The following is a 26,745-nucleotide window of genomic DNA, read 5'->3' on the forward strand; positions in this document are numbered from 1 at the left end:
GGGGGGGGCGCCCTTTCCGCATCTCTCCCGGGATCAGGAGATGTTCACGAGATGCATCGCCCTGCTCGCATCGGTGATGCTGCTGGAGAGCGAGGGGTATGCCGCGAAGACCCGCGAGACCTGGTCGACCGTGAGACGGCGTTCGACGGCGACCGCGATCGGGTAGATCAGCTCCGATGCCTTCGGCGCCACGATCACGCCGCCGATCACGGTGCCCGATCCCTTGCGGGCGATGAGCTTGACGAAGCCGTCCTTGATGCCCATCATCTTCGCGCGCGGGTTCGCCGCGAGCGGGAGCTTGTAGACCAGGCCGTCGGCCACACCGTCCTCGACGTCCTTCTCGCCGTAGCCGACCGTGGCGATCTCGGGCGCGGTGAAGATGTTCGAGGTGATCTTGATCTGTTCGAGCGGGATGACGATGTCGCCGAGGGCGTGGAAGACGGCCGTGCGCCCCTGCATCGAGGCGACCGAGGCCAGCGGGAAGAAGTTCGTGCAGTCGCCGACCGCGTACACGTTGGGGACCGAGGTGCGCGCGACCCGGTTCACCCGCACGTGTCCCGACTCGTCGAGCTCGACACCCGCCTCCTCCAGACCGATGCCCGCGGTGTTCGGGATGGAACCGACCGCCATCAGGCAGTGGCTGCCATCGACCGTGCGCCCGTCCGACAGGGTGACCGTGACCCCGTCATCCGTGACCTCGACGCGGTCGGCACGGGACTTGGAGAGCACCTGCATGCCCCCGCGCTTGAAGACCTTCTCCAGAACGCTCGCCGCATCCTTGTCCTCGCCAGGGAGCACCTGCTCGCGGCTGGAGATCAAGGTCACCTTGGCACCGAGGTTCATGTAGGCGGAGGCGAACTCCGCACCGGTGACACCGGAACCGACCACGATGAGGTGCTCGGGGAGCGCCTTCATGTCGTACAGCTGCGTCCACGTCAGGATGCGCTTGCCGTCGGGCTTGGCCGAGTCCAGCTCGCGCGGAGAGGCACCGACCGCCACGATGATCGTGTCGGCCTCGACCCGGTCGAAGTCGGTCCCGCCCTGGCCCGTCGAGACGATGATCGCGGTGGGCCCTTCGAGGCGACCGTGACCGGAGAGGATGCGTACGCCGGCTTCGAGGAGCGTCGCACGCATGTCCTCGGACTGCTGACCCGCCAGCGCGAGGAGCCGCTTGTTCACGGCGGCGAGGTTGATCGCGATCTCGGGCTTGAGGGGTCGCGAGTGGTCGCCCTTGGCGTAGAAGTTGACCCCGAGGTCGCTCGCCTCGGAGATGGCGACGGCCGCATCGGCGGTGGCGATCAGGCTCTTCGAGGGCACGACGTCGGTGAGGACGGCGGATCCGCCGACTCCCACGCGCTCGACCAGGGTGACCTCGGCCCCCAACTGGGCTGCCGCGAGGGCCGCCTCGTAGCCGCCGGGACCGCCGCCGAGGACGGCGACGCGCTGAGTGCGCTCGAAAGTGGTGGAAGACATGGAATCCATTCTCGCGCAATCCTGGCACCCGAGCCTGCACCTTCCTAGAGTGGATCCATGCCCGAAACGCACAGCAACCCCCTCGACGACCCGACCGCGAACCCCTTCGAGGTCGCCGCACAGGCCGCCGCCGACATCGCCCGTCTGACCGGCGTCGAGAAGCACGACATCGCCCTCACCCTCGGCAGCGGCTGGGGCAAGGCCGCGGACATCATCGGCGAGACCGTGGCGACGATCCCCGCGACCGAGGTCACCGGCTTCTCCAAGCCCGCGCTCGAAGGACACGTCGGTACGCTGCGCAGCATCCGCACCCCCGACGGCAAGAACGTCCTCGTCATCGGCGCGCGCACCCACTACTACGAAGCCCACGGTGTGCGCCGTGTCGTGCACAGCGTGCGCACCGCCGCCGCGACAGGCGCCAAGATCATGGTGCTCACGAACGGCGCCGGCGGCATCCGCGAGACGTGGACGCCCGGTCAGCCCGTGCTCATCAGCGACCACATCAACCTCACCGCCGACTCTCCGCTCGAGGGCGCCACGTTCGTCGACCTCACCGACCTCTACTCGAAGCGTCTGCGCGAGATCGCCCGGACGATCGACCCGATGCTCGACGAGGGCGTCTACACGCAGTTCCGCGGCCCCCACTACGAGACCCCGGCGGAGGTGCAGATGGCGAAGCACATCGGTGGCCACATCGTGGGCATGTCGACCGCGCTCGAGGCGATCGCCGCCCGCGAGGCCGGCATGGAGATCCTCGGGTTCTCGCTCATCACCAACCTCGCCGCCGGCATCCAGCAGACACCGCTCAGCCATGCCGAGGTGATCGAGGCCGGGCGCGAGGCCGAGCCGGTGATCTCCGCGCTTCTGGCCAGGGTGGTCGAGGCCCTGTGAGCGACGAGCGGCTCGCCCAGGCCCGCGCCTGGTTGCGACAGGACCCGGATCCGCAGACGCGCGACGAGCTGGCCGGCGTGATCACACGTGCGGCCGCCGGCGACCGAGAGGCCGTCGCCGACCTCGACGACCGCTTCCGCACTCGCCTCGCCTTCGGAACCGCGGGTCTCCGCGGCGAACTCGGCGCCGGCAGCAACCGGATGAACCGGGTTCTCGTCGGCCAGGCCGCAGCCGGCTTCGCCGCCTACCTGCGCGAGAAGTCGCACGGCGCGACCCCGACGGTCGTGATCGGCTACGACGGGCGCCGGAACTCCCGCGTGTTCGCGACGGACTCCGCCGAGCTGTTCGCCGGAGCCGGTCTGCGGGCGATCCTGCTTCCCCGCCTGCTCCCGACGCCCGTCCTCGCCTTCGCCGTGCGCCACTTCGGCGCCGATGCCGGCGTGATGGTGACGGCGAGCCACAACCCGCCGAACGACAACGGTTACAAGGTGTACCTCGGTGGCGCCGACCAGGGGTCCCAGATCGTCGCCCCGGCGGACGCCGAGATCGCCGCGCACATCCAGCGCATCGCCGACGCGGGCTCCATCACCACGTTGCCGCGCTCCACCGAGTATGAGACGGCCGGCGAAGAGGTCGTCGACGCCTACATCGCGGCAACCGTGGCCGTGGCGCCAGCACCCGCCGGGACGACCGGGATGCGGTGGGTGTACACCGCGATGCACGGGGTCGGCTGGGAGACGCTGTCCCGCATCGTCAAGGAAGCGGGATACCCGCAGCCGTTCGTCGTCGACGAGCAGCTCACCCCCGACGCCACGTTCCGCACCGTGTCGTTCCCGAATCCGGAAGAACCGGGGGCGATGGATCTCGCGTTCGCGCGAGCCCGACGAGTGAAGGCCGACTTCATCCTGGCGAACGACCCCGATGCGGATCGACTGGCCGTCGCGGTCCCCGACGACTCCGCCCCCGACGGCTGGCGTCGTCTCACCGGCAACGAGGTCGGTCTCCTGCTCGGCGCGAGAGCCGCACGCGCGGCGGCCGGCACACCGGGCGCCTCGCTCGCCTGCTCTCTCGTCTCCTCCCCCGGCCTCGGCGCCGTCGCCGCGCATCACGGGTTGGACTTCCACGAGACCCTCACCGGCTTCAAATGGATCTCCCGGGCACCGGGTATCGTCTTCGGCTTCGAAGAGGCTCTCGGCTACCTCGTGAATCCGGAGACCGTGCGCGACAAGGACGGGGTGTCGGCGGCCGTCGCCATCCTCGGCCTTGCCGCCGAGGCCCGCGATCGCGGAGCCACGCTCGTCGATCTGCTCGACGAGCTGGGTGAGACGTACGGGCATTTCGCGAGCGGTCAGGTGTCGGTGCGGGTCGAGGACCTCGCCGTCATCGGCTCCGTGATGCTCGCGCTGCGCACACTCCCGCCGACGCACATCGGCGGCCGATCGATCGCCTCGGCCGAGGACCTGCTGCAGGCCGCACCGGGTCAGCCCTCCGGAGACGTGCTGCGGTACCGTCTCGGCGACGGCTCCCGTGTGATCGTGCGCCCCAGCGGGACCGAGCCCAAGCTGAAGGTCTACATCGATGCGAGGGCGGAGTCGGCCGAGAGCGCACGTGACGCCGTCGCGGAGCTCGAAGCGGGCGTCCGCGCCCTCCTCGACGAACGCTCCTGAGCATGCCGGTCCGAAGCCTCATCGTCAGCGCGCACAACGGGGTTCACGCGCGTCCGGTGGCCGAGCTCGTGCGACTCGCGCAGTCGCACGACGCTCCGGTCACCCTGCGCACGGCCGACGGCACGACCGTCGATCTGACGAGCGTGCTGGCGGTCATGGACCTGGGGATCGCCTCCGGGGACTCCGTGGTGATCGAGACGGCGCCCTCCGCGACGGCGGAGGCCGTTCTCGACCAGCTCGCGGAGGTACTCGCTCCCCGCGGGTGACCGCTGCGCCGTCAGCCGTCGATCACAGCGACGAGCTCATCGAGGAACGCCTCGAACGTCGTTCCCTTCCGGACGATCCGCTGCACGCTCTCGCGTTCGCTGAACACTTCGACGAGCTGTTCGAACACGGTCTGGAACGCCGCACGATCGCTCTCGCTGAACGCGGCGAGCGCGACGACCTGCACGCGTCCGCCGCCCCAGGCCGCTGAGCCGTCCGCGACGCCGATGGCGATCGCGGTGCGGGTGGCGGTCATCTGGAGTGCGTGGGGGACGGCGAGTGCATCGGTGAACGCCGTCGACGACATCCGCTCCCGCACGATGGTGTTCTCGACGTAGTCCTCGCCGATCAGGCCGGCCTGCACCAGGAGACCGCCGAGACGACGGATGATCGTCTCCTCCCCCTCATCGGGAAGCGGGAACACGTACGCGTCGGCGAGGAAGTAGCGGGCGAGTTCGCCACGGAGCCGCGTGAGACGTCGCCCTCGGCGCACCCGGGCGGCCGCCTGCTGGATCCGGTCGACGTCGGCGTCGGTCAGGAACGGCTGGATGCGCACGAATCGGTCGCCGGACGACCCCGGTTCGATCGTGCTGAGCACGAGGTCGGTGTCGAAGGACGCCCAGTCGGGATCGACATTGGTCACGACGGTCGTGACCTCGATCGCCGACCCCAGGGAGCGGTCGACGCTGGAGCGGAGCAGCTCATGCAACTCGTGATAGCCCGGGCAGACGATGGTGGCGGTGAGGATCGACTCGGCCTTGCGGCTGCGTTCGAGACGCCCACCCACGTGCATGGCGATGTAGGCGATCTCGTCGTCGTGGATGGGTGTGCCGACCCGGTCGTGCAGGCCGCTGGCGATCGAGACGGCCACCTCGAAGATCATCGGGTACGTCGTCTTCAGCGACCGGGTGAGCGGATTGCGGGTGAGGGCGCTCTCTTCGGCGCGGCGCAGCAGATTCTGCACGTGCAGGGCGAGACGCAGCACGAAGGTCTCGTCGACGAGGTCGACCTGGAAGTCCTCCGCCGCTCGGGCGATCTCCGCGCGTACCGCGGCCTCGACTTTCGGATCCACGCCGCTGCGGGCGACCTCACGCGTCGCGTCCTCGCCCGGCGCGACGATGCGGGTGAGCACGAGGGATGCGAGATGACCGCTGTCCCCCTCGCCGAGGACCACGGAGAAATGCTCGAAGGCGAGGCGGGCGATAACGCTCCCGACGCGCGGGATCTCCTCTCGGGTGCCCGCCGGGGTCGATTCGAGGGTGTGTCCAGCGGCGACCCGCTCGGCGGCGATCGCGATGTGCAGCAGCACATCGGAGATCGCGAGTTCGTTCACGTAGTAGCCGAGTTCGCCGAGTTCGCGCACGAGCGCGGACTTGAACGGCCCGACCGCGCTTGCGGCCACCGCCGATCCGGAGAGCGCCCGGCGGAACGTCTCCGGATGGAACGAGGCGTCGTCCATCTCGTCGTGGGCGAGTCTGCTGAGCAGGCGGCGCTGCGCCGTCTCGTTGCCGCGCAGTCGCACGGTCTCGCGCTCGCGCTCGAGCACCAGGTCCGTGCCGTCGAGCAGACCCCGCACGCGCACCAGGTCGGCTTCGAGCGTCGCTTCACTGACGTGCAGATCCTCGGCGGTGTCGAACACGTCGATGCCTCCGTGCTCGTCGAGCAGGAGCCGTACCAGGGTGTGCAGACGGTCACGGGGTGCGGAATCCCCCGTCTGGCGCATCCGCAGCGCGCCACGGGCGCCGGATCCGGCACGGTAGCCCGCAGGACCCGACTCGATCACCGCGGCCCCGGGCGTGCGGGCGTTCAGCGCCGCGACATAGGAGCGGATGCTGCGCGGGGTGACGCCCATCAGGTCGGCGAGGCTCGCCGCCGTCGCCCACCCCTCCTGGCGCAGCAACGCCGCGAGGAGCTGGTCCTGGCGCTGGCGCGACATGATCCTCCCCTTCCGCGTGCTGACCGCACTGTCTCGACGTGTTCTCCATGATGTCAGGTGCCCGGCGCCCTCGGGCGGAAGGGCCTGTTCCGCGGGGGCGGAAAGGAACGTGTTGGCGCGCACCCCTCCACCGTTCCCAGACTGTTCTCAGGAAGGGTGGGCATCGATGAGGATTCTCGTGGTGTGCGGTGCGGGAGCATCGAGCACGTTCGTCGCGCAGCGGCTCCGCCGTGCGGCAGCCGCGGCCAGTCTCGATTGGGACGCGGCGGCCGGTATGGAGAGCTCCGTCGCCGGATCCGACCATGACCTCGTCCTCGTCGGCCCTCATCTGAGCGACCGCCTCGACGCCATCCGCGAAGGTGCGAGCGCGCCCGTCGCGGTGCTTCCGGACGACGTCTTCGCCGATCTCGACGGCTCGCGCACGCTCGACCTCGCCCGATCGATCCTCGCCGCCGCCGGCGAAACCCCGAAAGGAACATCATGACCGCCACCCGCACTGTTCGGATCGGCTCCTCGCACGGATTGCACGCCCGCCCCGCGAAGCTCTTCGCGCAGGCCGCGAAGGATTCCGGCATCGCCGTGACGATCGCCAAGGACTCGGGCAAGCCGGTCAACGCGGCGAGCATCCTCGGGGTCATCGCCCTGGCCGTCGAGCACGGCGACTACGTGACGCTCACGGCCGACGGCGAAGGCGCCGAGAACGTGCTCGACACGCTCACCGAACTCCTCACCACCGACCACGATCAGGACTCCGCATGAGCGAGCTCCGGGGAGTGGGGATCGGTCTCGGGGTCGCCCAGGGCCCGATCGTCCGCATGGCCGAGGCGATGCCCGCTCCGGAGAACACGCCCAGCACCGCGGGCGCGGACGTCGAACGCGCCCGAGTCCGCGACGCCGTCTCCACCGTTGCGAACGAGCTGAACGAACGGGGCGAGGCCGCCGGCGGATCCGCGCAGGAGGTGCTCGAGGCGCAGGCCATGATCGCCGAGGACCCGACTCTCCAGGACGAGGTCGACACCCGGATCGACGCGGGTGCGACGGCCGAATGGGCTGTGCACGATGCGTTCGCCGGATTCCGCGCCACGCTCGAAGCCGTCGGCGGCTACCTCGGCGAGCGCGCAGCCGACCTCGACGACATCGCGCAGCGCGTGCTCGCCCGCCTCCGCGGCGTCGACGCCCCCGGCGTTCCGAACCCGGGACACCCGTTCGTCCTGGTCGCGCGCGACCTCGCCCCCGCCGACACGGCGCTCCTCGATCTGGACCAGGTGCTCGCGCTGATCACCACCGATGGCGGCCCGACATCCCACACCGCGATCCTCGCGCGGGAGAAAGGCATCGTCGCGATCGTCGGGGTCGCCGACGGCGAGATGCTCACCACCGGCGAGACCGTGATCGTCGACGCGGCCAGCGGCGTCGTCACACGCGAACCGACGGATGACGAGAAGGCCCGAGCCACGGAGCGCGCAGCCGCTCGCCAGTCGGCCGACGCGGCCCCACCCACTCCCGGCGCTCTCGCCGACGGCACGCCTGTCGCGCTGCTCGCGAATCTGGGGAAGCCTGCAGACGCGGCCGATGCGGTCGTTCGGGGGGCCGAGGGCGTCGGGCTGTTCCGCACCGAGTTCCTGTTCCTGTCCTCGGCGCAGGCACCCACCATCGCGCAGCAGCGCGAGTCGTATCGCGAACTGCTGGCGGCGTTCCCCGGCAAGAAGGTCGTGGTCCGGATGCTGGATGCGGGCGCCGACAAGCCGCTGGCGTTCCTCAACGACGCGCACGAGGAGAACCCGGCTCTCGGTCTTCGGGGCCTGCGGGCGCTGCGGGCGAGCGAGGACATCCTGCGCGAGCAGCTCACCGCGCTTGCGGAAGCCGACGCCCAGACGGAGGCGGACCTCTGGGTGATGGCCCCCATGGTGGCGACGGTCGAGGAGACGATCTACTTCACCGGCCTCGCTCGGGAATACGGGCTGAAGACCGCCGGCGTCATGGTCGAGATCCCGGCGAGCGCCCTGCTCGCCGACCGCGTGCTCGCCCATGCGGACTTCGCGTCGATCGGTACCAACGACCTCACGCAGTACACGATGGCTGCCGACCGCATGCTCGGCTCGGTCGCCGGCTTCCAGGACCCCTGGCACCCCGCCGTCCTGCGCCTGGTGCGCGAGGTCGGCGATGCGGGCGCACGTCTCGGCAAGCCCGTCGGGATCTGCGGCGAGGCCGCGGCCGACCCTCTCCTCGCCGTGGTGCTGGTCGGGCTCGGCGCGACCAGCCTCTCGATGGCACCGTCGGCCCTCGCCGACGTACGACACGCGCTGTCCGAGCGCACCCCGTCCGAGGCGCGGAGCCTCGCGCAGGCCGCCCTGGCTGCCGACGATGCCTCCTCCGCCCGAACCGCCGTGGCGACGCTCGCCGCGGAACTCCCCCTCCACAAGAAAGAGACGACATCATGACGACGACGTCACCTGCCGCCACCAGACCCGGCGGCCTCCGCGTAGGAGTGCAGCGCTTCGGCACATTCCTCTCGGGCATGATCATGCCCAACATCGCGGCCTTCATCGCCTGGGGCTTCATCACGATGCTCTTCATCCCGGCCGGGTTCTTCGGCGCGGACAGCCCTTTCGGCTGGCACTGGGCCGGCGTGTCCGAGATCATCGGCGGGGGCGGCGACTCCGCCATCATCGGGTGGCAGGGTGCCATGACCGCGGTCGCCGAGGGTGACAACGGGAACATCCTCGCCTACGTCGGCCTCGTCGGACCGATGGTCACGTACCTGCTGCCGCTGCTGATCGCGAACACGGCCGGCCGCATGGTCTACGGCGAGCGCGGCGGTGTGGTGGCCACCATCGCCACCGTCGGTGTGATCGTCGGCACCAACATCCCGATGTTCCTGGGCGCCATGATCATGGGCCCGGTCGCCGCGTGGATCACCAAGCAGATGGACCGGCTGTGGGAGGGCAAGATCCGCCCCGGTTTCGAGATGCTGGTGAACAATTTCTCCGCCGGCATCCTCGGCATGCTCCTCGCGATCGTCGGCTTCTTCGCGTTCGGTCCCGTCATGCTCGGCATCAGCACCGTCCTCGGTGGCGCTGTCGACTGGCTCGTCTCGCTGAACCTGCTGCCGCTGGTGTCGATCATCGTCGAGCCGGCGAAGGTGCTGTTCCTGAACAACGCCATCAACCACGGCGTCTTCACCCCGCTCGGGATCGAGCAGGCGGCGGAGACCGGCAAGTCGATCCTCTTCCTCATCGAAGCGAACCCCGGCCCCGGCCTCGGACTGCTGCTCGCCTTCACGTTCTTCGGCGTCGGCGCGGCGAAGGCCTCCGCACCGGGTGCGGCGATCATCCAGTTCTTCGGCGGCATCCACGAGATCTACTTCCCGTACGCGCTGAGCAAGCCGACCACGATCCTCGCGCTCATCGCGGGTGGCGCGGCCGGAGTCACCACGAACATGGTGCTCGGCGGCGGTCTGGCATTCCCGGCCGCACCGGGGAGCATCATCGCCGTGACCGCGGCCGCCATCGGACCCGGCGTCGGCAACCTGCTGGTCGTGTACCTGTCGGTGATCATCGCCGCCACCGTCACCTTCCTCATCACCGGTGTGATCCTGCGGGCCTCCCGCAAGCGCGATCTGGAGGCCGAGGGTGACACCTTCGGTGCCGCGATCGCCCAGACCGAGGCGAACAAGGGCAAGTCGTCGGCCGCGATGGACGCGCTGCGCACGTCGACCGCGACCTCATCCCCCGAGGCGGCTGCCGCCGCGAGCACGACGGTGATCGCCGCCGCGCCGATCGAGCGCATCGTGTTCGCGTGCGACGCCGGCATGGGCTCATCCGCCATGGGCGCCAGTGTGCTGCGCAACAAGCTGAAGAAGGCCGGCATCGAGGACATCACGGTCACCAACCAGGCGATCGCGAACCTCGACGGAACAGCCGACGTGGTGATCACGCAGCAGCAGCTCACCGAGCGCGCCGAAGCGAAGTCGCCGAACTCGGTCCACGTGTCGGTCGACAACTTCATGAACTCACCCAAGTACGAAGAGGTCGTCGAGATGGTGCGTGAACAGCGAAAGGAAAGCGAATGAGCGTTCTCACCCCCGAACAGGTCCGCATCCACCCCGTAGGGGCGTCGCGCGACGAGGCCCTCCAGGAGGCGACCGACATCCTCGTCGCGGCCGGAGCCGTCACCCCGGCCTACGTCGACGCGATGCGGCAGCGCGAGGAGACCGTCTCGACCTTCATGGGCAACGGGCTGGCGATTCCGCACGGCACCAACGACGCGAAGGACACGATCCTCGCGTCGGCCCTGTCGGTCGTCCGCTATGACGGCGGTGTCGACTGGTCGGGTGACCCTGCGACGTTCGTGATCGGCATCGCCGGCGTGGGTGACGAGCACCTGGAGATCCTCTCCCGGATCGCGATCCTGTTCTCCGAGGAGGACGACGTGGCCCGGCTCTCCGCTGCGCAGACCCCGGAGGAGCTCTACGCCCTCCTCTCGGAGGTGAACGAGGGATGAAGGCGGTCCACTTCGGGGCAGGCAACATCGGGCGCGGATTCGTCGGTCTGTTGCTGCGCGAGGGCGGGTACGAGGTCGTCTTCTCGGACGTCGCCGACGCGCTGGTCGACGCGATCAACGCGGTCGACTCGTACACCGTGCACGAGGCCGGCCCCGGAGGGACCGATCACGTCGTCACCGGCTTCCGTGCCGTGAACAGCCGGACGCACCCCGCCGCAGTGGCGGAAGAGGTGGCGTCGGCCGACGTCGTCACCACCGCCGTCGGACCGACGGTGCTGCGGTTCGTGGCCCCGTCGATCGTCGCGGGACTGGCCCTGCGCTCCCCCGCCGCCGCACCGCTGCAGGTGATGGCGTGCGAGAACGCGATCGGCGCCACCGACCTGCTGCGTCGTGAGATCGCCGCGGCCGCAGGGGCGGATGCCGACACACTGCTGGCCAGAGCGGTCTTCGCGAACACGGCGGTCGACCGTATCGTGCCGGCACAGCCGGAGGGATCGGGCGTCGACGTGACGGTCGAGCCCTACTTCGAATGGGCGATCGAGTCGGGACCGTTCGGCGGAGAGCTGCCGAGAATCCCCGGCGCGCACTTCGTCGACGACCTGGCGCCGTACATCGAGCGCAAGCTGTTCACCGTGAATACGGGGCATGCGGCGACGGCGTACTTCGGTGCCCGTGCGGGCATCGAGCGCATCTCGGATGCCCTGGCCGATCCGACGATCGCCGCGAGCGTCTCGGCGGCCCTCGAAGAGACGTCGGCCGTGCTGGTCGCCGAGCACGGCTTGGACCCGGAGGATCTCGCCGCCTATCGCGCGAAGATCCTCGACCGGTTCCGCAACCCCGCACTCGTCGACACCGTACAGCGGGTCGGACGTCAGCCGCTGCGCAAGATCTCGCGTCACGAGCGCTTCGTGGGACCCGCAGCCATGGCCGCGGAGCGCGGACTGTCCACCGAGGCCCTGGTCGCCGCCGTCTCGGCAGCGCTCGAGTTCGACGACCCGGCCGACGAGCAGTCGGTCGAGCTGCAGCAGCTGCTGCGCGAGGAGGACGCAGCAGGGTTCACCACGCGGACGACGGGCCTCGACCCCGAGCATCCGCTGTTCCCGCTGATCCGGAATGCCGTCGCCGCCCGCCAGCAGCACATCGAGAGGGCCTGACCCGCGACCCGTCGACGCCCCCGCCTGCCGATACGATCGGTGGGCGGGGGCGTTTCGCGCACGACGACGTGCGAGAACACACAGATGTCCGGGAGCCACATGAACAGATATGCCGTGATCGGCGCTGGTCCGTCCGGTCTCGCCGCAGCGCGTGCCCTGCAGAAGCGCGGGATCTCCGTGGACGGATACGAGGCCTCGCACGGCGTCGGCGGGCTGTGGGACATCAGCAATCCCCGCAGCACCATGTACGAGTCCGCGCATCTCATCTCTTCCCGCACGACGACCGAGTTCACCGAGTTCCCCATGCGGTCCCGAGTCGACTACCCCGGACACCGGGCACTCAGGGACTACTTCGACGACTATGCTCGGCACTTCGGGCTCACCGACCTCTTCCGCTTCGACACGCGGGTCGCGCGTCTCGAGCCGCGCGACGGCGGCTGGGATCTGACCAGTTCCGGCCCCAGGGGAGACGAGACGCACTGGTACGCGGGCGTCGTTCTCGCGAACGGGACGCTCGCCGAGCCGAACATCCCGGCATTCCCCGGTGAGTTCACAGGCGAGCTGCTGCATACGCACGCCTACAAGTCGCCCGAGCAGCTGAAGGACCGGCGCGTGCTGCTGATCGGCGCGGGCAACTCCGGCTGCGATATCGCGGTCGACGCCGTGCATCATGCGGTATCCGTCGACATGAGCGTCCGCCGGGGGTACTACTTCGTTCCGCGGTATCTGTTCGGCCGGCCGAGCGACACTCTCAACCAGGGGCGACCGCTCCCCGCGCGCATCAAGCAGGCCATCGACAGTCGTGTGCTGCGGGCCTTCACCGGCGACCCCGCGCGGTTCGGGTTCCCGAAGCCCGACTACCGCATCTACGAGTCGCACCCGATCGTGAACACCATGGTCCTGAACCACCTCGGGCAGGGCGATCTGCGCATCCGCCCCGACGTCTCGCGCTTCGGCGGCGCGAGCGTGCACTTCCGTGACGGCAGCGCCGACGACTACGACCTCGTGCTGCTCGCCACCGGCTACACCCTCGACTATCCGTTCGTCGACCGCGACCACCTGCACTGGCGCGGTGCCGCGCCACGGCTGTTCCTGAACGTCTTCCCCGCCTCGTTCAACGGCCTCTACGTGATGGGCATGATCGAGGCCTCGGGCATCGGCTGGCAGGGCCGCTACGAGCAGGCGGAGCTGCTCGCGGCCTACCTGAACGCGGTCGAGCAGGATCCGGAGCGCGCGTCGCGATTCCGCGATCGTGTGACGGGAATCCCCTGGCCCGATGTGACCGGCGGCTACCGCTACCTGGGCCTGGATCGGATGGCCTACTACGTCAACAAGGACGCTTACCGCGGTGCCGTCCGGAACGAGAAGCGCATTCTGGAGTCACGGGCGTAGCGCTTCTCGGTGACGAGCGATCGTCGACCGGGCGGAGTAGCGTTGTCTCGTGCAGAAGAAGCCCCGCCGGATCCTGAAGCGCGTGCTGTGGAGCGTCGCGATCGTGTTGGTCGTCGCCGTCGGCGGGGTGCTCGCCTGGACCCAGATCGGCGTCATGGCGGCGGAGCCGGAGCCGCTCGCCTCCGTGCGGGAGAACCCCGCCATCACCGTGACCGATGCCGACCAGGGCATCGTGCTCGCCCCCGCCGACGGGAGATCGGACCTCGGCCTCGTCTTCATCCCCGGGGCCAAGGTGGATCCGTGGGCGTATGCCGCGATCCTGCAGGGGCTGGCCGAAGAGGGGGTCACGGTCGTGATCACACGCCCGTGGCTGAACCTGGCGTTCTTCGACCCGCGCGGACTCGACGCCTTCACCTCGGCGGCCCCCGACGTCGATGTCTGGGGCGTCGGCGGGCACTCCCTGGGCGGTGTGCGTGCGTGCCAGCTCGCGGACGACGCCGATGCGCTCGTCCTGTTCGCCTCCTACTGCGCGAACGATCTCTCCGGCAGCGGGCTTCCCGTCCTCAGCCTGTCCGGCAGCGAAGACGGGTTGTCCACCCCCGAGAAGATCGCCGATGCGCGCGATCAGCTGCCCGCCGATGCCGACATGGTCGAGATCGAGGGGGCGTCGCACGCGTCCTTCGGCGACTACGGACCGCAGGACGGCGACGGCACTCCGACGATCTCGCACGACGAGATGCACGCGGAGGTCACGCGTCTGACCGACGGGTTCCTCGCACCGCTCTCGCCCTGAGCGTCACTTCCCCACGGCCCCGAGGACCGGGTCGAGCAGCGGATGGAGGTGCCGGGTGCGCAGGACCGCCGCCGCCGAACGCGCCCCCGCCTCGAGCGCAGTGGCGACGCCCGCCCCGTCGAGACGCGCGTCGAGCACGCCCGCGAGGAACGCATCACCCGCGCCGTTCGTGTCGACGACCTCGACGGGCACCGCAGGAACCCGATGCACCACGCCGTGCTCGTCGACCGCCATGGCCCCTTCCGCTCCCAGGGTGCACACGGCCAGGCGCGCTCCCGCCGCGATGCGGGACTGCAGGAACACGACCGGGTCGTCCAGCCGGTCGGCGTTGCAGAACACCGCATCAGCGGCGTCGAGGAACGGCCGGTGGTACTGCGCCCTGCCGTCGTAGTCGTGCACATCCACCCAGATCGGTGTGCCGGTCGATCGGGCGAGAGGCAGCAGACGCAGGGGTTCCGCCGCGAGGTCGAGCACGACCGCATCGGCAGCGACCATCCGGTCGCGCATCCGGTCGTCGCGCGTGCCCTCGGCCGTGCTCGGGGTCGACAGGTACAGCGAGACGCGACCGCCTTCACGCGTCATCAGGTTCAGATGCCGTTCGGTGACCCCGTCGTCCCAGGAGGTCTGCACGCCGGCGGCGCGCAATGCGTCGCGCACGCGCACGCCCTCCATATCCGTCCCGGAGATGGCATGCAGCCGCGTGGTCCGGCCCAGCGCGGTCAGGCTGAGCGCCTTGCCCGCGCTGGTCCCTCCGACCGTCTCCCACGTGTCCTCGGCGAACTGCATGTGCGGCACCGGCTCAGGAAGCCGATCCAGCACGATGATCGTGTTCCACGATGCCGGCCCGACGATGACGACGGAGGCGGATTCCGCTGCGGACTCTGAGGAGGAGGGCATGGGACCATCCTGCCGTGCCTCGTCTCGACCGTCTCTCAGCCGATGCGCGAGACCAGCGCGTCCAGCCCCATGCCGTAGTCGATGCGCACGACGGGAAGGGCGAGCTTGTCCGTGCCGATCGTGACGTATCCGGGTTCGATGGTGCGACCCATCTCGTAGCCGGCCTGCGCAACACCCTGCTTGGTCGTGTCGTTGTAGTGCCCGTACGGATACGCCACGACCTGACCCACACCGAGGATCTGAGCCGACGTCGTCAGGTCTGCCGCGATCTGATCGGCCGTCCAGTTGACCATCCGCCCCTTGCCGTTGTCGCCCGCCTGGTGCATGTCATGCGTGTGCGAGCGGCGCTGCACGTAGATGGACGGCGCCGGGTCCTGCCGAGCGGACGTGATCATGAACGACGTGCTGAGCAGCTTGTACTTGTCCACGACCGGCACCGCGAGATCGAACCACGACTGGTCGGCGTCGTCATCGGTGATGATCACGCTCTTGGCGGGCAGCGAGAGACGACCGTCGATGAAGGCGCTGAGCTCGTCCCACGTCGGCAGATAGAAGCCCGTCGTCGCGATGTGGTTCATCTGCGCATCGAAGTCGCCGATGTACGCGTAGTTGCCGCGCAACCAGCCCTTCTCCCCCTCGGGGTCGGCCGTGAACTGGTGGTACATGAGGATCGGGACCCGTACGTTCTCGGCCGCGTTCTCCTCCGGCGTCTTCCAGGCGGCGAAGAGCTCGACCTGCTGGTCTGTGCACACCACGGGGTCGGCGCCGTTCACGCGGGCCGCGACCGTCGACGCTCCGGCGTCCGCCGCCGTCGCGTACCAGCCGGCGAACACCCGGCCCTCCAGCTGCGGGATCGGAAGACCCTGGTACAGGGCGTCCTGGAACTGCAGCATCGGGTCGGCGGGAGCCCCGTCGCCCGAGAATGTCACCGCACAGGCGCGCGGATCGTTCGCATCGGCCACGATCTGCTCCGCCGGCGTGAGCGGGTGCTCGATCGTGGCGGACTGCGCCTTCGGAATCGTGTTCTCCGGCGCCCGGTTCAGCCAGACGAAGGCGGCAGCGCCTCCTCCGACGACGACGACCGCCACGACGGCGCTGATGATGATCGCGGCACGCGTGCGGCGCTTCTTCCCCCCGGAAGCCATGGTCAGGCGTCGAAGCCTTCGGCGATCATCTCCACGAGCTCCTCACGCTCCTCGACGGGGAGGAACGCCGCGGCGGCGGCGTTGAACTGGAAGGTCTCGAGGTCGTCGAGGTCGTACTCGAACGCTTCGACGAGCAGCGCGAGCTCACGCGTGAGAGAGGTGGCGCTCATGGTGCGGTTGTCGACGTTCACGGTCACCGCGAACCCGAGCTGGTAGAGCAGGTCGAAGGGGTGGTCCACCATGGTGTTGCCCCACGCGGCGATGGCCCCGGTCTGCAGGTTCGACGAAGGCGAGAGCTCGAGCGGGATCTCGCGGTCGCGGACCCAGCGCGCGAGGTCGCCGAACTGCACCTGCACCTCGTCGCCCTCCTGGGTGATGACCTCGAGGTCTTCGGCGATGCGCACACCGTGGCCGAGTCGCAGCGCGCGCCCGTCCAGCAGAGCCGAGCGGATGGAGGCGGGACCCGCCGCCTCTCCCGCGTGCACGGTGACGGGGAAGAAGTTCTCGGCGAGGTAGTCGAACGCCTTGCGGTGGTTCGACGGCGGGAAGCCGTCCTCAGGACCGGCGATGTCGAAGCCCACGGCACCGCGTCCGCGGAAGTCGACCGCGAGCTCGGCGATCTCGAGGGCACGATCGGTGTGCCGCATCGCCGTGATCAGCTGCCCGACGCGGATGCTGCGTCCCGAGCGGTCCGCGGCGTCCTCACCCTCTTCGATGCCCTGCTGCACCGCCTCCACGGTCTGTTCGAGCGTGAGGCCGCGAGCCAGGTGCTGCTCGGGCGCCCAGCGCACCTCGCCGTAGATCACGCCGTCGGCGGCGAGGTCCTGGACGAACTCCCGTGCGACACGGGTGAGGCCCTCCTGCGTCTGCATCACGGCGGTCGTGAGGTCGAACGTCTTGAGGTACTCGACCAGCGAACCGGAATCGCTCTGCTTCGCGAACCACGACCCCAGCGCCTTCGGGTCGGACTCCGGAATCTCCAGGCCGATCGCGTCCGCGAGCTCGATGATCGTGGCGGGCCGCAGCGCGCCGTCGAGGTGGTCGTGCAGCGACACCTTGGGAAGGCTCCGCAGGGAGATCCCCTGAAGTGTGACGTCGCCGTTCGCATCGATCGACATGGTGATCCTCTCGGTCGCGGATGTGCTCAGTTCAGGCTAGCGGTCCGCCGTCACGCCGTGATGCGCTCACGGACGATGGGGCCGGTCACCGGCGCCTCATCCCCGATCTCCCACGAACCATCGAGGGCGTCGAGAGCCCTGCCGAACCGGGCATCGTCTGCGGCTGAGAGGGTGAAGAGCGGCTGGCCGGCGACGACGCGATCGCCCGGCTTCGCATGCAGATCGATGCCTGCCTCGAAGACCACCGGGTCCTGCGCCCTGGCGCGCCCCGCGCCGAGACGCCAGGCAGCGACCCCGAACGGAAGGGCATCCATGCGCGTGATGATTCCGTCGGTGGGGGCGAGCACCTGGTGGGTCTCGCGCGCCGTCGGGAGCGCGGCATCCGGATCTCCGTCCTGAGCGCGGATCATCGCCTTCCAGGTGTCCATGGCGCGGCCGTCGTCGAGAGCGGCCTCCACGTCGGCGTCCGGCTGTCCTGCGAGGGCGAGCATCTCGCGTGCCAGGGCGATCGTGAGCTCGCGCACATCGGAGGGTCCGCCACCGGCGAGGATCTCGACGGATTCACGGACCTCGTTCGCGTTGCCGATCGCAAGGCCGAGCGGGACGTTCATGTCGGTCAGCAGGGCGGTCGTCGCGACCCCGGAGTCGGTGCCGAGAGCGACCATGGTGCGGGCGAGCTCGCGGGCGCGATCGATGTCCTGCATGAACGCACCGGAGCCGAACTTCACATCGAGCACGAGAGCGTCCGTGCCCTCGGCGATCTTCTTCGACATGATGCTCGACGCGATCAGCGGGATCGCCTCGACGGTGCCGGTGACATCGCGGAGCGCGTACAGCTTCTTGTCCGCGGGAGCGAGGCCGGAGCCGGCGGCGCAGATGACCGCTCCCACGTCTCCCTGCATCTGCGCGAACATCTCCTCGTTGCTCAGAGCAGCGCGCCATCCGGGGATCGACTCGAGCTTGTCGAGCGTGCCTCCTGTGTGACCGAGCCCGCGACCGCTCAGCTGCGGCACGGCCACGCCGAACGAGGCGACCAGCGGGGCGAGCGGCAGCGTGATCTTGTCGCCGACGCCACCCGTGGAGTGCTTGTCGACCGTGCGCTTGCCGAGGGAGGCGAAGCTCATCCGCTCCCCCGACGCGATCATCGCGTCGGTCAGCACGCGGATCTCGTCGCGCTCCATGCCGCGCTGGAAGATCGCCATCGCGAACGACGCCATCTGCGCGTCCGAGACATAGCCGCGGGTGTAGGCATCGACCATCCACCGCAGCTCCGCCTCGGGCACGGCACCCCCGTCGCGCTTGGCGCGGATCACATCGATCGCGTCGAACGGTTCGATGGCTCCCTGAGCCTGTCCAGCGGTCATCGTGCTTCCTCCAGGTCGCGCGGCCCGAACGCATCGGGCAGCACCTCGTCGATCGTGCGGATGCCGGAGACGGTCTCCAGGAGCATCCCGGGCATCGCATGCTCGAACAGCAGCTGGCGACAGCGTCCGCACGGCATGATCGTCTGCCCCTCGTTGTTGACGCACACGAACGCGACGAGCTGGCCGCCGCCGGACATGTGCAGGTCACCGACCAGGGCGCACTCCGCGCACAGCGTCACACCGTACGACGCGTTCTCCACGTTGCAGCCCGCCACGATGCGGCCGTCGCCGACGAGGGCGGCCGCACCCACGCGGTAGCGCGAGTACGGCGCGTACGCCTTCGTCATGGCATCCGTGGCGACCTGGCGCAGTTCATCCCAGTCGATGTCGGTCATTGCGATGTTTCTCTCTTCCGGCAGGGCTACGACTTGATGTAGGGCTTGCCGTCTGCGGCAGGGGCCTTGATCTGCCCGGCGAATCCGGCGACCGCGAGCAGCGTCACGACATACGGCAGCATCAGCATGAACTCGCCCGGGATGGGCGTCTTCAGGATCGACAGCAGGTTCTGCAGGTTGGTCGCGAAACCGAACAGCAGCGCCGCGAGGGTCGCACGGATGGGATCCCATCGGCCGAAGATCACAGCGGCGAGGGCGATGAAGCCGAGCCCGGCCGTCATGTCCTTGCCGAACTGCGGCACCGAGACGAGGGTGAAGTACGCGCCTCCCATGCCGGCGATCGCGCCGGCGAGCAGCACGTTCCAGAACCGGGTCGGGTTCACCTTGATACCCACGGTGTCGGCCGCCTGCGGGTGCTCCCCGACGGCACGCAGCCGCAGACCCCACCGGGTGCGGTAGAGGCCCCAGGCCACCACGGCGACCGTGATGAACATCAGGTACCCGATGAAGGTCTGGTTGAACAGCACCGGCCCGATGATCGGGATGTCGCTGAGGACCGGGATCTCGACGCGCGGGAATCGCACGGGCGTGTTCAGGGTCGCCTCGTTCGGAGCGAGGAGTGCGCCGTAGAGGAAGCCGGTGAGACCGGTGACGAGCACGTTGAGGACGACACCGACGATGACCTGCTCGACCAGATACTTGATCGCGAACGCGGCGAGGACACTAGCCACCAGGACGCCGCCGATCATCGCCCCCACCAGGCCGACGAACGGGTTCCCGGTGATGCTCGACAGGAGCGCTGCCGAGAAGGCACCGAGAAGCAGCTGCCCCTCGATCGCGACGTTCACGACGCCGGCACGCTCGCCGATGACACCGCCCAGAGCGCCGAACACCAGGGGCACCGAGAGCGAGACCGCGCCGAACAGCAGGCTCGTGACCGGCACGAGTCCGCCGGCGGAGGCCCAGACGAGGAACGCGAAGACGGCCAGCACGCTGAAGGCGATCACGAGCCACAGGGACGGCGGACGGTAGGTCCATGCCCGCAGGAACGCCCCCACCGTGAGCACCACGAGGATGCCGAACACGACCCAGAAGGTCGAGGCCGTCGGCAGCGCCACATCCGGCAGCGCGAGCGCCGAGGACTGGTCGGAAAGGCGGAACGTGCTGATGCCGTCGCGCGGCACGAGCAGGAACAGCAGGGCCAGGAGCACGGTCGCTCCGGCCAGCACGATCGGCGCCTTGAGGTGCCGCTCCTTCACGGTCGCGAGCTGCACCGTGCCGTCGGCGGCCTGGGTCTGCACGAGGGACATCATGCCGCCACCGCCTTCTTCGCGGCCTTGGCTCTGAGCCGTGCCGCCTTCTCGATATCGGTCTTGGGGAGGAAGAACACCGTGCGCAGCAGCGGCGGCGCGGCGATGAACAGCACGACGAGCGACTGCACGACGAGCACGATGTCGACCGGGATGTCCTGTGCCTGCATCGAGAACGATCCCGCCTTGAGGGCGCCGAACAGGATGCCGGCAGCGAACGTGCCCCAGGCGCGACTGCGCCCGAGGAGGGCGACGGTGATGGCGTCGAAGCCGATACCGGCATCGATCGTCTCGGTGACACCAGTGGTCACCGCTCCCTGGATCTGATTCATGCCCGCGAGGCCCGCGAGGCCGCCCGCGAAGAGCATGGCGTACACGTAGATGCGCTGCACGCTGATGCCCGCGGCCCGCGCGGCGTGCGGGTTCTCGCCCACGGCGCGCATCCGCATGCCGAGCGACGAGCGCTCGATGAGCCACCAGACGAACAGGGTCGCCACGATCACGATCACGAAGCCGAGGTCGAGAAGGGGGAACTGCGGTCCGAGCAGCGTCGGGAACTGCGCGCTCTCCGGCGTCGCCGATCCGAGGGCCTGGTTGGTGCCCGGCTTCTGCAGCAGACCCGGGGTGCGGATCATCCAGAGCAGCAGGTAGTACGCGATGTAGTTGAGCATGATCGTGAGGATCACCTCATGCGCACCGGTGCGCGCCTTGATGAGTCCCGCGATCGCACCCCAGAGCGCACCGCCCGCGATACCGGCGATGAGCGTTACCGGGATGTGCAGCCAGATCGGCAGGTCGAGCGAGAACGTCAGCAGCGCGGCGACGGCGACGCCGATCAGCATCTGACCGCGGGCACCGATGTTGAACAGCCCGACGCGGAACGCCAGCGCGACGCCGAGGCCGGCCGCGATGAGCGGTGCCGCGAAGCCGAGCGTGTTGGTGAGGGGTCGGATCTGCGCCGCGAAGTCCGCGCCACGGGCGTTGAAGATCGCCCCGCGGAACAGCGCCTCGTATCCGTTGTAGACGGCGTTCCAGGCGGCGACGAACGTGTCACCGGGCTGCGCGAAGAAGTAGACGGATGCCGCCTGCACGTCTTCGTTCGTCAGCGCGATGAGGATGCCGCCGACGATGAGCGCCAGCACGATCGCGAGGATCGTGGTCACGGCGCTGCCGCGGAGGATCTCCTTGAGGATGACGTTGCCGCGCGGGGGCGGCGGCACGTCGGAAGGGTCGCGCGGGACCGTGCCGGTGCTCGTGGCGAGCTCCTGCGGCGGGATCCCCTTGGTCACATCTCCTGCGCCGGGCGTCGCTCCGCTCACGCGGCCACCTCCCCTTCGGCCGCTCCGGCCATCATGAGTCCGAGCGTCTCCCGAGGCGTGTCGCCGGGGACGATGCCGACGATCGTGCCGCGGTACATGACCGCGATCCGATCGGCGAGAGCTGCGACCTCGTCGAGCTCCGTGGAGACCACGATCACGGGCACACCCGCGTCACGCGTCTCGATGATCCGCTTGTGGATGAACTCGATCGAGCCGACGTCCACGCCGCGGGTGGGCTGCGCCGCGACGAGAAGGCGCAGATCGCGGCTCATCTCCCTGGCGATGACGACCTTCTGCTGGTTTCCGCCGGACAGCGTGCCGGCGGGGGTCTCGGGACCCTGCGTGCGGATGTCGTACTCCTTGATGCGCGCACGGGCGAACTCGTCGAGTGCTCCACGCCGCAGCGTGCCCGCACGGCTGAACGCCGGGTCGTCCGAACGGTCGAGGATCAGGTTCTCGGCGACGGAGAACCCGGCCACCAGGCCGTCTTCCGTCCGGTCTTCCGGCACGAAGCCGACGCCGGCGTCGAGGATCGCCCGCACGCTCTTGCCGACGAGTTCGTTGCCGTCGAGTCGGATGCTGCCTTCGACACGGGCGGCGAGACCGACGATGGCCTCCACCAGCTCGGTCTGACCGTTGCCCTGGACGCCCGCGATCGCGAGCACCTCCCCCGGCCGGACGGCGAAATCGACCCCGTCGACGACGATGGCGCCGGTGGGCGTCAGAACGCGCAGACCCGTGACCTCGAAGCCGCCCTCACCCAGGCGCGGCGGCTCCTTGTGCACGGTGAGCTCGACCGCGCGGCCGACCATGAGCGATGCCAGCTCGGAGTTCGTCGCTGTGGGCGAAGCCTCACCCACGACCTTGCCGAGGCGCACGATCGTGATCTTGTCCGCGACCTCGCGGACCTCACGGAGCTTGTGCGTGATGAACACGATCGCCGTGCCCTCGTCACGCAGCTGACGCATGATGCCCATCAGCTCATCCGTCTCCTGCGGAGTGAGCACCGCGGTGGGCTCGTCGAACACGAGCACCTTCGCGTCGCGCGACAGCGCCTTGATGATCTCGACGCGCTGTTGCACGCCGACGGGAAGATCTCCGACCAGCGCGTCGGGGTCGATGTCGAAGCCGAAGCGGGCCGCGACCGATCGCACGTGCTCTCGCGCCTTCGCGATGTCGAGCGTGCCGAGGGCCTTGGTCTGCTCATGTCCGAGCATGACGTTCTCGGCCACGGTGAACACCGGGACGAGCATGAAGTGCTGGTGGACCATGCCGATCCCCGCAGCCATCGCGTCACCGGGACCGCGGAAGCGCTGCACCTCGTCGTCGAGGAGGATCTCGCCCTCGTCGGCCTGATACAGGCCGTAGAGAACATTCATGAGGGTGGACTTGCCTGCGCCGTTCTCACCGAGCAGCGCGTGGATCTCACCCGGTTCGACCACCAGATCGATGTGGTCGTTGGCAACGAGGGTGCCGAATCGCTTGGTGATGCCGCGAAGTTCGAGCTTCATATCTGCACCTTATCCAGAAGAGTCATCCAGAAGAGCCATCCAGACGAGTCTTCCAGGGGGATCATCGTGCGTCCACGAGACGGGGCGAGTGGCATCCTGCTCACCACTCGCCCCGTGCGGGAACTGCGACGGATTTACTTGGAGGTCGGGGAGTTCGGGGACTCCACCTTGATGTCGCCTGAGATGATCTGCTCCTGCAGAGTCTTGAGCTCGTCGGTCAGACCTTCCGGGAGCTTCGACTCGAAGTCACCGAAGCCGGAGAGCTTGACGCCCTCGTTCTCGAGCGTGCCCACGTACGGGGCCGGGTCGAACTCGCCCTGGGCCGCGGCCATGGTCGCGTCCTTCACGGCGACGTCGATCGCCTTCATGATCGAGACGAGCGTGATGCCGGCGACACTCGGGTCGGCGACGGCGAGGTCGCTGTCGACACCGAGCATCAGGGTGTCCTTGCCGCTGTCGGCGATCGCCGCAGCCGCGCTCTGGTAGACCGGGCCGCCGACCGGGAGGATGACGTCGACGCCCTGGTCGAGCACACCCTGTGCGGTCTGCTTGGCGGTGTCGTTCGCGTCGAAGCCGCCCGTGAACGAGCCCTTCTGCGTGGCCTCGTCCCAGCCGAAGACCTCGACCGCAGCGGACTTGTCCTCGTTGTACTTCTCGACACCGAGCTGGTAGCCGTCCATGAACACGGCGACCGACGGAATCTGCATTCCACCGAAGGTACCGACCTTGTTCACGCCGCTCTGCGCGGACCAGGACGCGGCGGCGTAACCACCGAGGTATGCGGCCTGTGCCGTGTCGAAGACCAGGGGCTTGATGTTGGGAGCATCGACGTTGCCGTCGAAGTCGTTGTCGGCCCAGTCGTCGATGATCGCGTAGTCGATGTCGGGGTTCGCGAGAGCCGACTCGACCGTGGCGGCGGACAGCTTGAAGCCGACCGAGACGATGAGCGAGCAGCCCTCCGAGACCGCGGTCTCGAGGTTCGGCGCGTAGTCGTTGTCATTGGCCGACTCGAACTCGAGCGGCTTGATGTCCAGCTCCTTGGCGGCGCTGTCCATGCCCTCCTTGGCGGACTGGTTGAACGACTTGTCGTTCCATCCGCCGGCGTCGGAGACGAGGCAGGGAAGGAAGTCGGAGGCAACCGGCTCGCCGGAGCCGGCGGGCTTGTCTGTCGGAGCCTGGCCGCAACCGGCGAGTGCGAAGACGACGCCAGCGGCGACGGTGACGCCGAGCAGCTTCTTGGTGGTGGAGATGGTCAACTGATGCCTCCCTCAACGAAACCGCGGCCATCGCGGATCGATCAAAGTTACCTATTGTTTCGGCTTTTGTGCACGCCCGTGCCGCACGCGCTGGCCAATGGTTACCAAGCTGAAATCAAGACAGCCGATGAGCGTCGCGGCCTGCTCATCGGAGCAGACGTCAGAGCACGTCCCCGCGACCGGTGAGCTTGAGCGACTCGACCACGCCCTTCACCCGTTGCGCATGCTGCACGGTGGTGACCAGCAGCGCGTCGGGGGTGTCGACCACGACGATGTCCTGCACCCCCACCAGGCTGATGACGCGGGACGTCTGGCTGACGAGGATCCCACTCGCACCATCCGTGAGCACCCGCGCATTCGGGCCGAGCACGGCGAGGTCGTTCTTGCGACCGTTGGTGATGAGCTTCGTCAGCGACGCGAAGTCCCCCACGTCGTCCCAGTCGAAGTGACCGGGGACCACGGCGAGGCGTCCCCGTCGGGCGGCGGGTTCGGCGACGGCGTAGTCGATGGCGATCTTCTTCAGGCGCGGCCAGATCCGATCGACCGCGGGGCCACGACGATCACGATCGTCCCAGGCCTCGGCGAGTTCGAGCAGTCCCGCGTGGAGCTCAGGCTCGTTCACGGCCAGCTCCTCCAGCAGCACCTCGGCTTTGGCGATGAACATCCCCGCGTTCCAGAGGTAGCCGCGATCGGCGATGTACGCCTTCGCCGTCTCGAGGTCGGGCTTCTCCACGAAGCTCTCCACCAGCGCGGCCTCGCGCGCACCGTCGACCACGAGCTCGGGCCCCATCTTGATGTAGCCGAAGCCGACCGCCGGCTCGGTCGGCGTGATGCCGATCGTGCAGATGTAGCCCTCACGCGCCACCTCGACCGCATCGCGCACGGCGAACTCGAACACCCGGGTGCCGCGGATCACGTGGTCGGCGCTGAAGGAGCCGATGATCACGTCGGGATTGCGACGGTGCAGGATGGCCGCGGCGAGTCCGATCGCTGCCGCCGACTCGCGCGGCTCCGACTCCAGGAACACGTTCAGGTCGGGGATCCCCGGCAACTCCGCCTCGACGGCCGCCCGATGAGCCCGGCCGGTGACCACGGCGATCCGATCCGCACCGGCGAGCGGCACGAGCCGATCCCAGGTGTCGCGCAGCAAGGAGTGTCCGGATCCCGTCAGGTCATGCAGGAACTTCGGTGCATCCGCTCGAGAGAGCGGCCACAGCCTGCTACCGATGCCGCCGGCGGGGATCACTGCGTAAAAGTCCTCGATGGGTGTGCTCACCCTGCCCAGGGTAGCCGCAGCGATCATCTCGACATCGAGACACTTAGGCTCCCCTTCGTCGCTCCCAGTGATCTGACAGGAATAGGATGGTCACCGATCGGGCGTGCCTGACACTTCGACAGGCTCACACTTGGACAAGCGCAGCGCACGCGACCGAGTCACATCGATCCAGGGAGGACGACCGTGTCCACAAGCGCCCGCTTGACACCGTCGATTTCGGAAACCACGTCCAAGACCCCCCGCGGCACCCTCTACCGGGGTCGCGAAGGCATGTGGTCGTGGGTGCTTCACCGCATCACCGGAGTCGCCATCTTCTTCTTCCTGTTGGTGCACGTGCTCGACACGGCGCTGATCAGGGTGTCACCGGAGGCGTACAACGCCGTCATCGGGACATACAAGAACCCGATCATGGCCCTCGGTGAGGTCGTGCTCGTCGCCGGCATCGTGTTCCACGCGATGAACGGCCTGCGCATCATCGCCGTCGACTTCTGGTCGAAGGGTGCCAAGTACCAGCGCCAGCTGTTCTGGGGCGTCCTGCTGGTGTGGGGCATCATCATGGCCGGCTTCGTGCCCCGCCACCTGATGCTCGCGTTCGCCGGATTCGGAGGGGGACACTGATGTCTGCACAGACCATCGTCGCCGCCCCGGCTCGTCGCCGCCGCGGCGTCAACCTCGAGAAGTGGGGCTGGATCTTCATGCGCGTCTCGGGCGTCGTGCTCGTCGTGCTGATCTTCGGCCACCTGTTCGTCAACCTCATGGTCGGCGAAGGCATCCACGCCCTCGACTTCGCGTTCATCGCGGGCAAGTTCGCCACGCCGTTCTGGCAGTGGTGGGATGTGCTGATGCTGTGGCTCGCACTCATCCACGGCGCCAACGGCATGCGCACCATCGTGAACGACTACGTGACGAACAGCACGGCGCGCAAGGCGCTGGTCTGGGCGCTCGGGCTGGCCGCCGGCCTGCTCATCATCCTCGGCACGCTCGTGGTCTTCACGTTCGACCCGTGCCTGGGTGTGACCGAGGACAGCGTCCTCTGGTCCGAATGCGCCGCGATCGTCGGGAACTAGAAGAAGGCATACGA

25 protein-coding genes are annotated in these 26,745 nt (G+C 68.7%); 13 read left to right on the forward strand and 12 right to left on the reverse strand.

The window, feature by feature from the left end; translation table 11 throughout:
- Nucleotides 1–33: 33 nt before the first annotated feature.
- On the reverse strand, nucleotides 34–1,482 hold the full coding sequence (locus tag B2869_RS15185; protein ID WP_021199688.1) for an NAD(P)H-quinone dehydrogenase: 1,449 nt from the start codon (nucleotides 1,480–1,482) through the stop codon (nucleotides 34–36).
- Nucleotides 1,483–1,530: 48 nt separating this feature from the next.
- Here B2869_RS15185 and B2869_RS15190 point away from each other — a divergent pair, with 48 nt between their 5' ends.
- Genes B2869_RS15190 through B2869_RS15200 form a run of 3 tightly spaced genes read left to right on the forward strand, consistent with a single transcriptional unit; the run spans nucleotide 1,531 to nucleotide 4,297 of the window.
- Nucleotides 1,531–2,364, forward strand: coding sequence for a purine-nucleoside phosphorylase (locus B2869_RS15190; protein WP_021199689.1), 834 nt, complete (start codon nucleotides 1,531–1,533; stop codon nucleotides 2,362–2,364).
- Nucleotides 2,361–4,031: a phospho-sugar mutase gene (locus tag B2869_RS15195; protein WP_292768329.1), complete on the forward strand. Its 1,671-nt coding sequence runs from the start codon at nucleotides 2,361–2,363 to the stop codon at nucleotides 4,029–4,031. The genes B2869_RS15190 and B2869_RS15195 overlap by 4 nt, the downstream gene beginning before the upstream one ends.
- Before the next feature lie 2 nt (nucleotides 4,032–4,033).
- Nucleotides 4,034–4,297 (forward strand): HPr family phosphocarrier protein, encoded by a 264-nt coding sequence (locus B2869_RS15200; protein ID WP_021199691.1) that lies wholly within the window; start codon nucleotides 4,034–4,036, stop codon nucleotides 4,295–4,297.
- Between the two features lie 11 nt (nucleotides 4,298–4,308).
- On the opposite strand, the gene B2869_RS15205 is transcribed toward B2869_RS15200, so the two are convergent.
- Nucleotides 4,309–6,231, reverse strand: coding sequence for a BglG family transcription antiterminator (locus B2869_RS15205; protein WP_292768334.1), 1,923 nt, complete (start codon nucleotides 6,229–6,231; stop codon nucleotides 4,309–4,311).
- Between the two features lie 166 nt (nucleotides 6,232–6,397).
- Here B2869_RS15205 and B2869_RS15210 point away from each other — a divergent pair, with 166 nt between their 5' ends.
- The 8 genes from B2869_RS15210 (at nucleotide 6,398) to B2869_RS15245 (ending at nucleotide 14,073) form a co-directional block, all read left to right on the forward strand.
- Nucleotides 6,398–6,715, forward strand: coding sequence for a PTS sugar transporter subunit IIB (locus B2869_RS15210; RefSeq protein ID WP_292768337.1), 318 nt, complete (start codon nucleotides 6,398–6,400; stop codon nucleotides 6,713–6,715).
- Nucleotides 6,712–6,990, forward strand: a complete 279-nt coding sequence (locus B2869_RS15215) for an HPr family phosphocarrier protein (RefSeq protein WP_021199694.1) — start codon at nucleotides 6,712–6,714, stop codon at nucleotides 6,988–6,990. The genes B2869_RS15210 and B2869_RS15215 overlap by 4 nt, the downstream gene beginning before the upstream one ends.
- Nucleotides 6,987–8,672, forward strand: a complete 1,686-nt coding sequence (gene ptsP, locus B2869_RS15220) for a phosphoenolpyruvate--protein phosphotransferase (RefSeq protein WP_036331196.1) — start codon at nucleotides 6,987–6,989, stop codon at nucleotides 8,670–8,672. Before B2869_RS15215 ends, ptsP begins: the two co-directional genes overlap by 4 nt.
- Nucleotides 8,669–10,303, forward strand: coding sequence for a PTS mannitol transporter subunit IICB (locus B2869_RS15225; protein ID WP_292768343.1), 1,635 nt, complete (start codon nucleotides 8,669–8,671; stop codon nucleotides 10,301–10,303). The genes ptsP and B2869_RS15225 overlap by 4 nt, the downstream gene beginning before the upstream one ends.
- A complete protein-coding gene (locus B2869_RS15230) occupies nucleotides 10,300–10,734 on the forward strand; it encodes a PTS sugar transporter subunit IIA (RefSeq protein WP_292768346.1) in 435 nt (144 codons plus the stop codon). The genes B2869_RS15225 and B2869_RS15230 overlap by 4 nt, the downstream gene beginning before the upstream one ends.
- Complete coding sequence (locus B2869_RS15235; protein ID WP_292768349.1) at nucleotides 10,731–11,888, forward strand: mannitol-1-phosphate 5-dehydrogenase; 1,158 nt, start codon at nucleotides 10,731–10,733, stop codon at nucleotides 11,886–11,888. Before B2869_RS15230 ends, B2869_RS15235 begins: the two co-directional genes overlap by 4 nt.
- Nucleotides 11,889–11,987: 99 nt before the next feature.
- Nucleotides 11,988–13,280: a flavin-containing monooxygenase gene (locus tag B2869_RS15240; protein ID WP_292768352.1), complete on the forward strand. Its 1,293-nt coding sequence runs from the start codon at nucleotides 11,988–11,990 to the stop codon at nucleotides 13,278–13,280.
- Between the two features lie 49 nt (nucleotides 13,281–13,329).
- Entirely contained in the window at nucleotides 13,330–14,073 is a 744-nt protein-coding gene (locus B2869_RS15245; RefSeq protein WP_292768355.1) for an alpha/beta hydrolase, read from the forward strand.
- Nucleotides 14,074–14,076: 3 nt separating this feature from the next.
- On the opposite strand, the gene B2869_RS15250 is transcribed toward B2869_RS15245, so the two are convergent.
- From B2869_RS15250 to B2869_RS15295, 10 genes are all read right to left on the reverse strand, one after another.
- Nucleotides 14,077–14,970: a carbohydrate kinase family protein gene (locus B2869_RS15250; protein WP_292768358.1), complete on the reverse strand. Its 894-nt coding sequence runs from the start codon at nucleotides 14,968–14,970 to the stop codon at nucleotides 14,077–14,079.
- A 35-nt stretch (nucleotides 14,971–15,005) separates the two neighbouring features.
- Nucleotides 15,006–16,115, reverse strand: coding sequence for a polysaccharide deacetylase family protein (locus tag B2869_RS15255; RefSeq protein WP_292768361.1), 1,110 nt, complete (start codon nucleotides 16,113–16,115; stop codon nucleotides 15,006–15,008).
- Between the two features lie 2 nt (nucleotides 16,116–16,117).
- Entirely contained in the window at nucleotides 16,118–17,233 is a 1,116-nt protein-coding gene (locus B2869_RS15260) for an adenosine deaminase (RefSeq protein WP_292768364.1), read from the reverse strand.
- Between the two features lie 50 nt (nucleotides 17,234–17,283).
- Complete coding sequence (locus B2869_RS15265) at nucleotides 17,284–18,597, reverse strand: thymidine phosphorylase (protein ID WP_021199704.1); 1,314 nt, start codon at nucleotides 18,595–18,597, stop codon at nucleotides 17,284–17,286.
- On the reverse strand, nucleotides 18,594–19,076 hold the full coding sequence (locus B2869_RS15270) for a cytidine deaminase (RefSeq protein WP_268741824.1): 483 nt from the start codon (nucleotides 19,074–19,076) through the stop codon (nucleotides 18,594–18,596). The genes B2869_RS15265 and B2869_RS15270 overlap by 4 nt, the downstream gene beginning before the upstream one ends.
- A complete protein-coding gene (locus B2869_RS15275; RefSeq protein WP_029260565.1) occupies nucleotides 19,019–20,302 on the reverse strand; it encodes an ABC transporter permease in 1,284 nt (427 codons plus the stop codon). The genes B2869_RS15270 and B2869_RS15275 overlap by 58 nt, the downstream gene beginning before the upstream one ends.
- The gene (locus tag B2869_RS15280) at nucleotides 20,302–21,621 is read right to left on the reverse strand and encodes an ABC transporter permease (RefSeq protein ID WP_029260564.1); all 1,320 of its coding nucleotides are present in this window, start codon (nucleotides 21,619–21,621) and stop codon (nucleotides 20,302–20,304) included. Before B2869_RS15280 ends, B2869_RS15275 begins: the two co-directional genes overlap by 1 nt.
- Complete coding sequence (locus B2869_RS15285) at nucleotides 21,618–23,132, reverse strand: ABC transporter ATP-binding protein (RefSeq protein WP_021199707.1); 1,515 nt, start codon at nucleotides 23,130–23,132, stop codon at nucleotides 21,618–21,620. The genes B2869_RS15280 and B2869_RS15285 overlap by 4 nt, the downstream gene beginning before the upstream one ends.
- Nucleotides 23,133–23,266: 134 nt before the next feature.
- The gene (locus B2869_RS15290; RefSeq protein WP_021199708.1) at nucleotides 23,267–24,388 is read right to left on the reverse strand and encodes a BMP family lipoprotein; all 1,122 of its coding nucleotides are present in this window, start codon (nucleotides 24,386–24,388) and stop codon (nucleotides 23,267–23,269) included.
- 160 nt (nucleotides 24,389–24,548) lie between these two features.
- Nucleotides 24,549–25,664 carry a mannose-1-phosphate guanylyltransferase gene (locus B2869_RS15295; protein WP_292768375.1) on the reverse strand — a complete coding sequence of 372 codons (1,116 nt, stop codon included), beginning with the start codon at nucleotides 25,662–25,664 and terminating at the stop codon, nucleotides 24,549–24,551.
- 183 nt (nucleotides 25,665–25,847) lie between these two features.
- On the opposite strand from B2869_RS15295, the gene sdhC reads away from it, so the two are divergent.
- Nucleotides 25,848–26,282 carry a succinate dehydrogenase, cytochrome b556 subunit gene (sdhC, locus tag B2869_RS15300; RefSeq protein ID WP_072591539.1) on the forward strand — a complete coding sequence of 145 codons (435 nt, stop codon included), beginning with the start codon at nucleotides 25,848–25,850 and terminating at the stop codon, nucleotides 26,280–26,282.
- Nucleotides 26,282–26,731 (forward strand): succinate dehydrogenase hydrophobic membrane anchor subunit, encoded by a 450-nt coding sequence (locus tag B2869_RS15305; RefSeq protein ID WP_292768388.1) that lies wholly within the window; start codon nucleotides 26,282–26,284, stop codon nucleotides 26,729–26,731. The genes sdhC and B2869_RS15305 overlap by 1 nt, the downstream gene beginning before the upstream one ends.
- Nucleotides 26,732–26,745 lie beyond the last annotated feature (14 nt).

The organism is Microbacterium sp. UBA3486 (genome assembly GCF_002377845.1).
In the GTDB taxonomy this organism is placed as follows: Bacteria; Actinomycetota; Actinomycetes; order Actinomycetales; family Microbacteriaceae; genus Microbacterium; species Microbacterium maritypicum_A.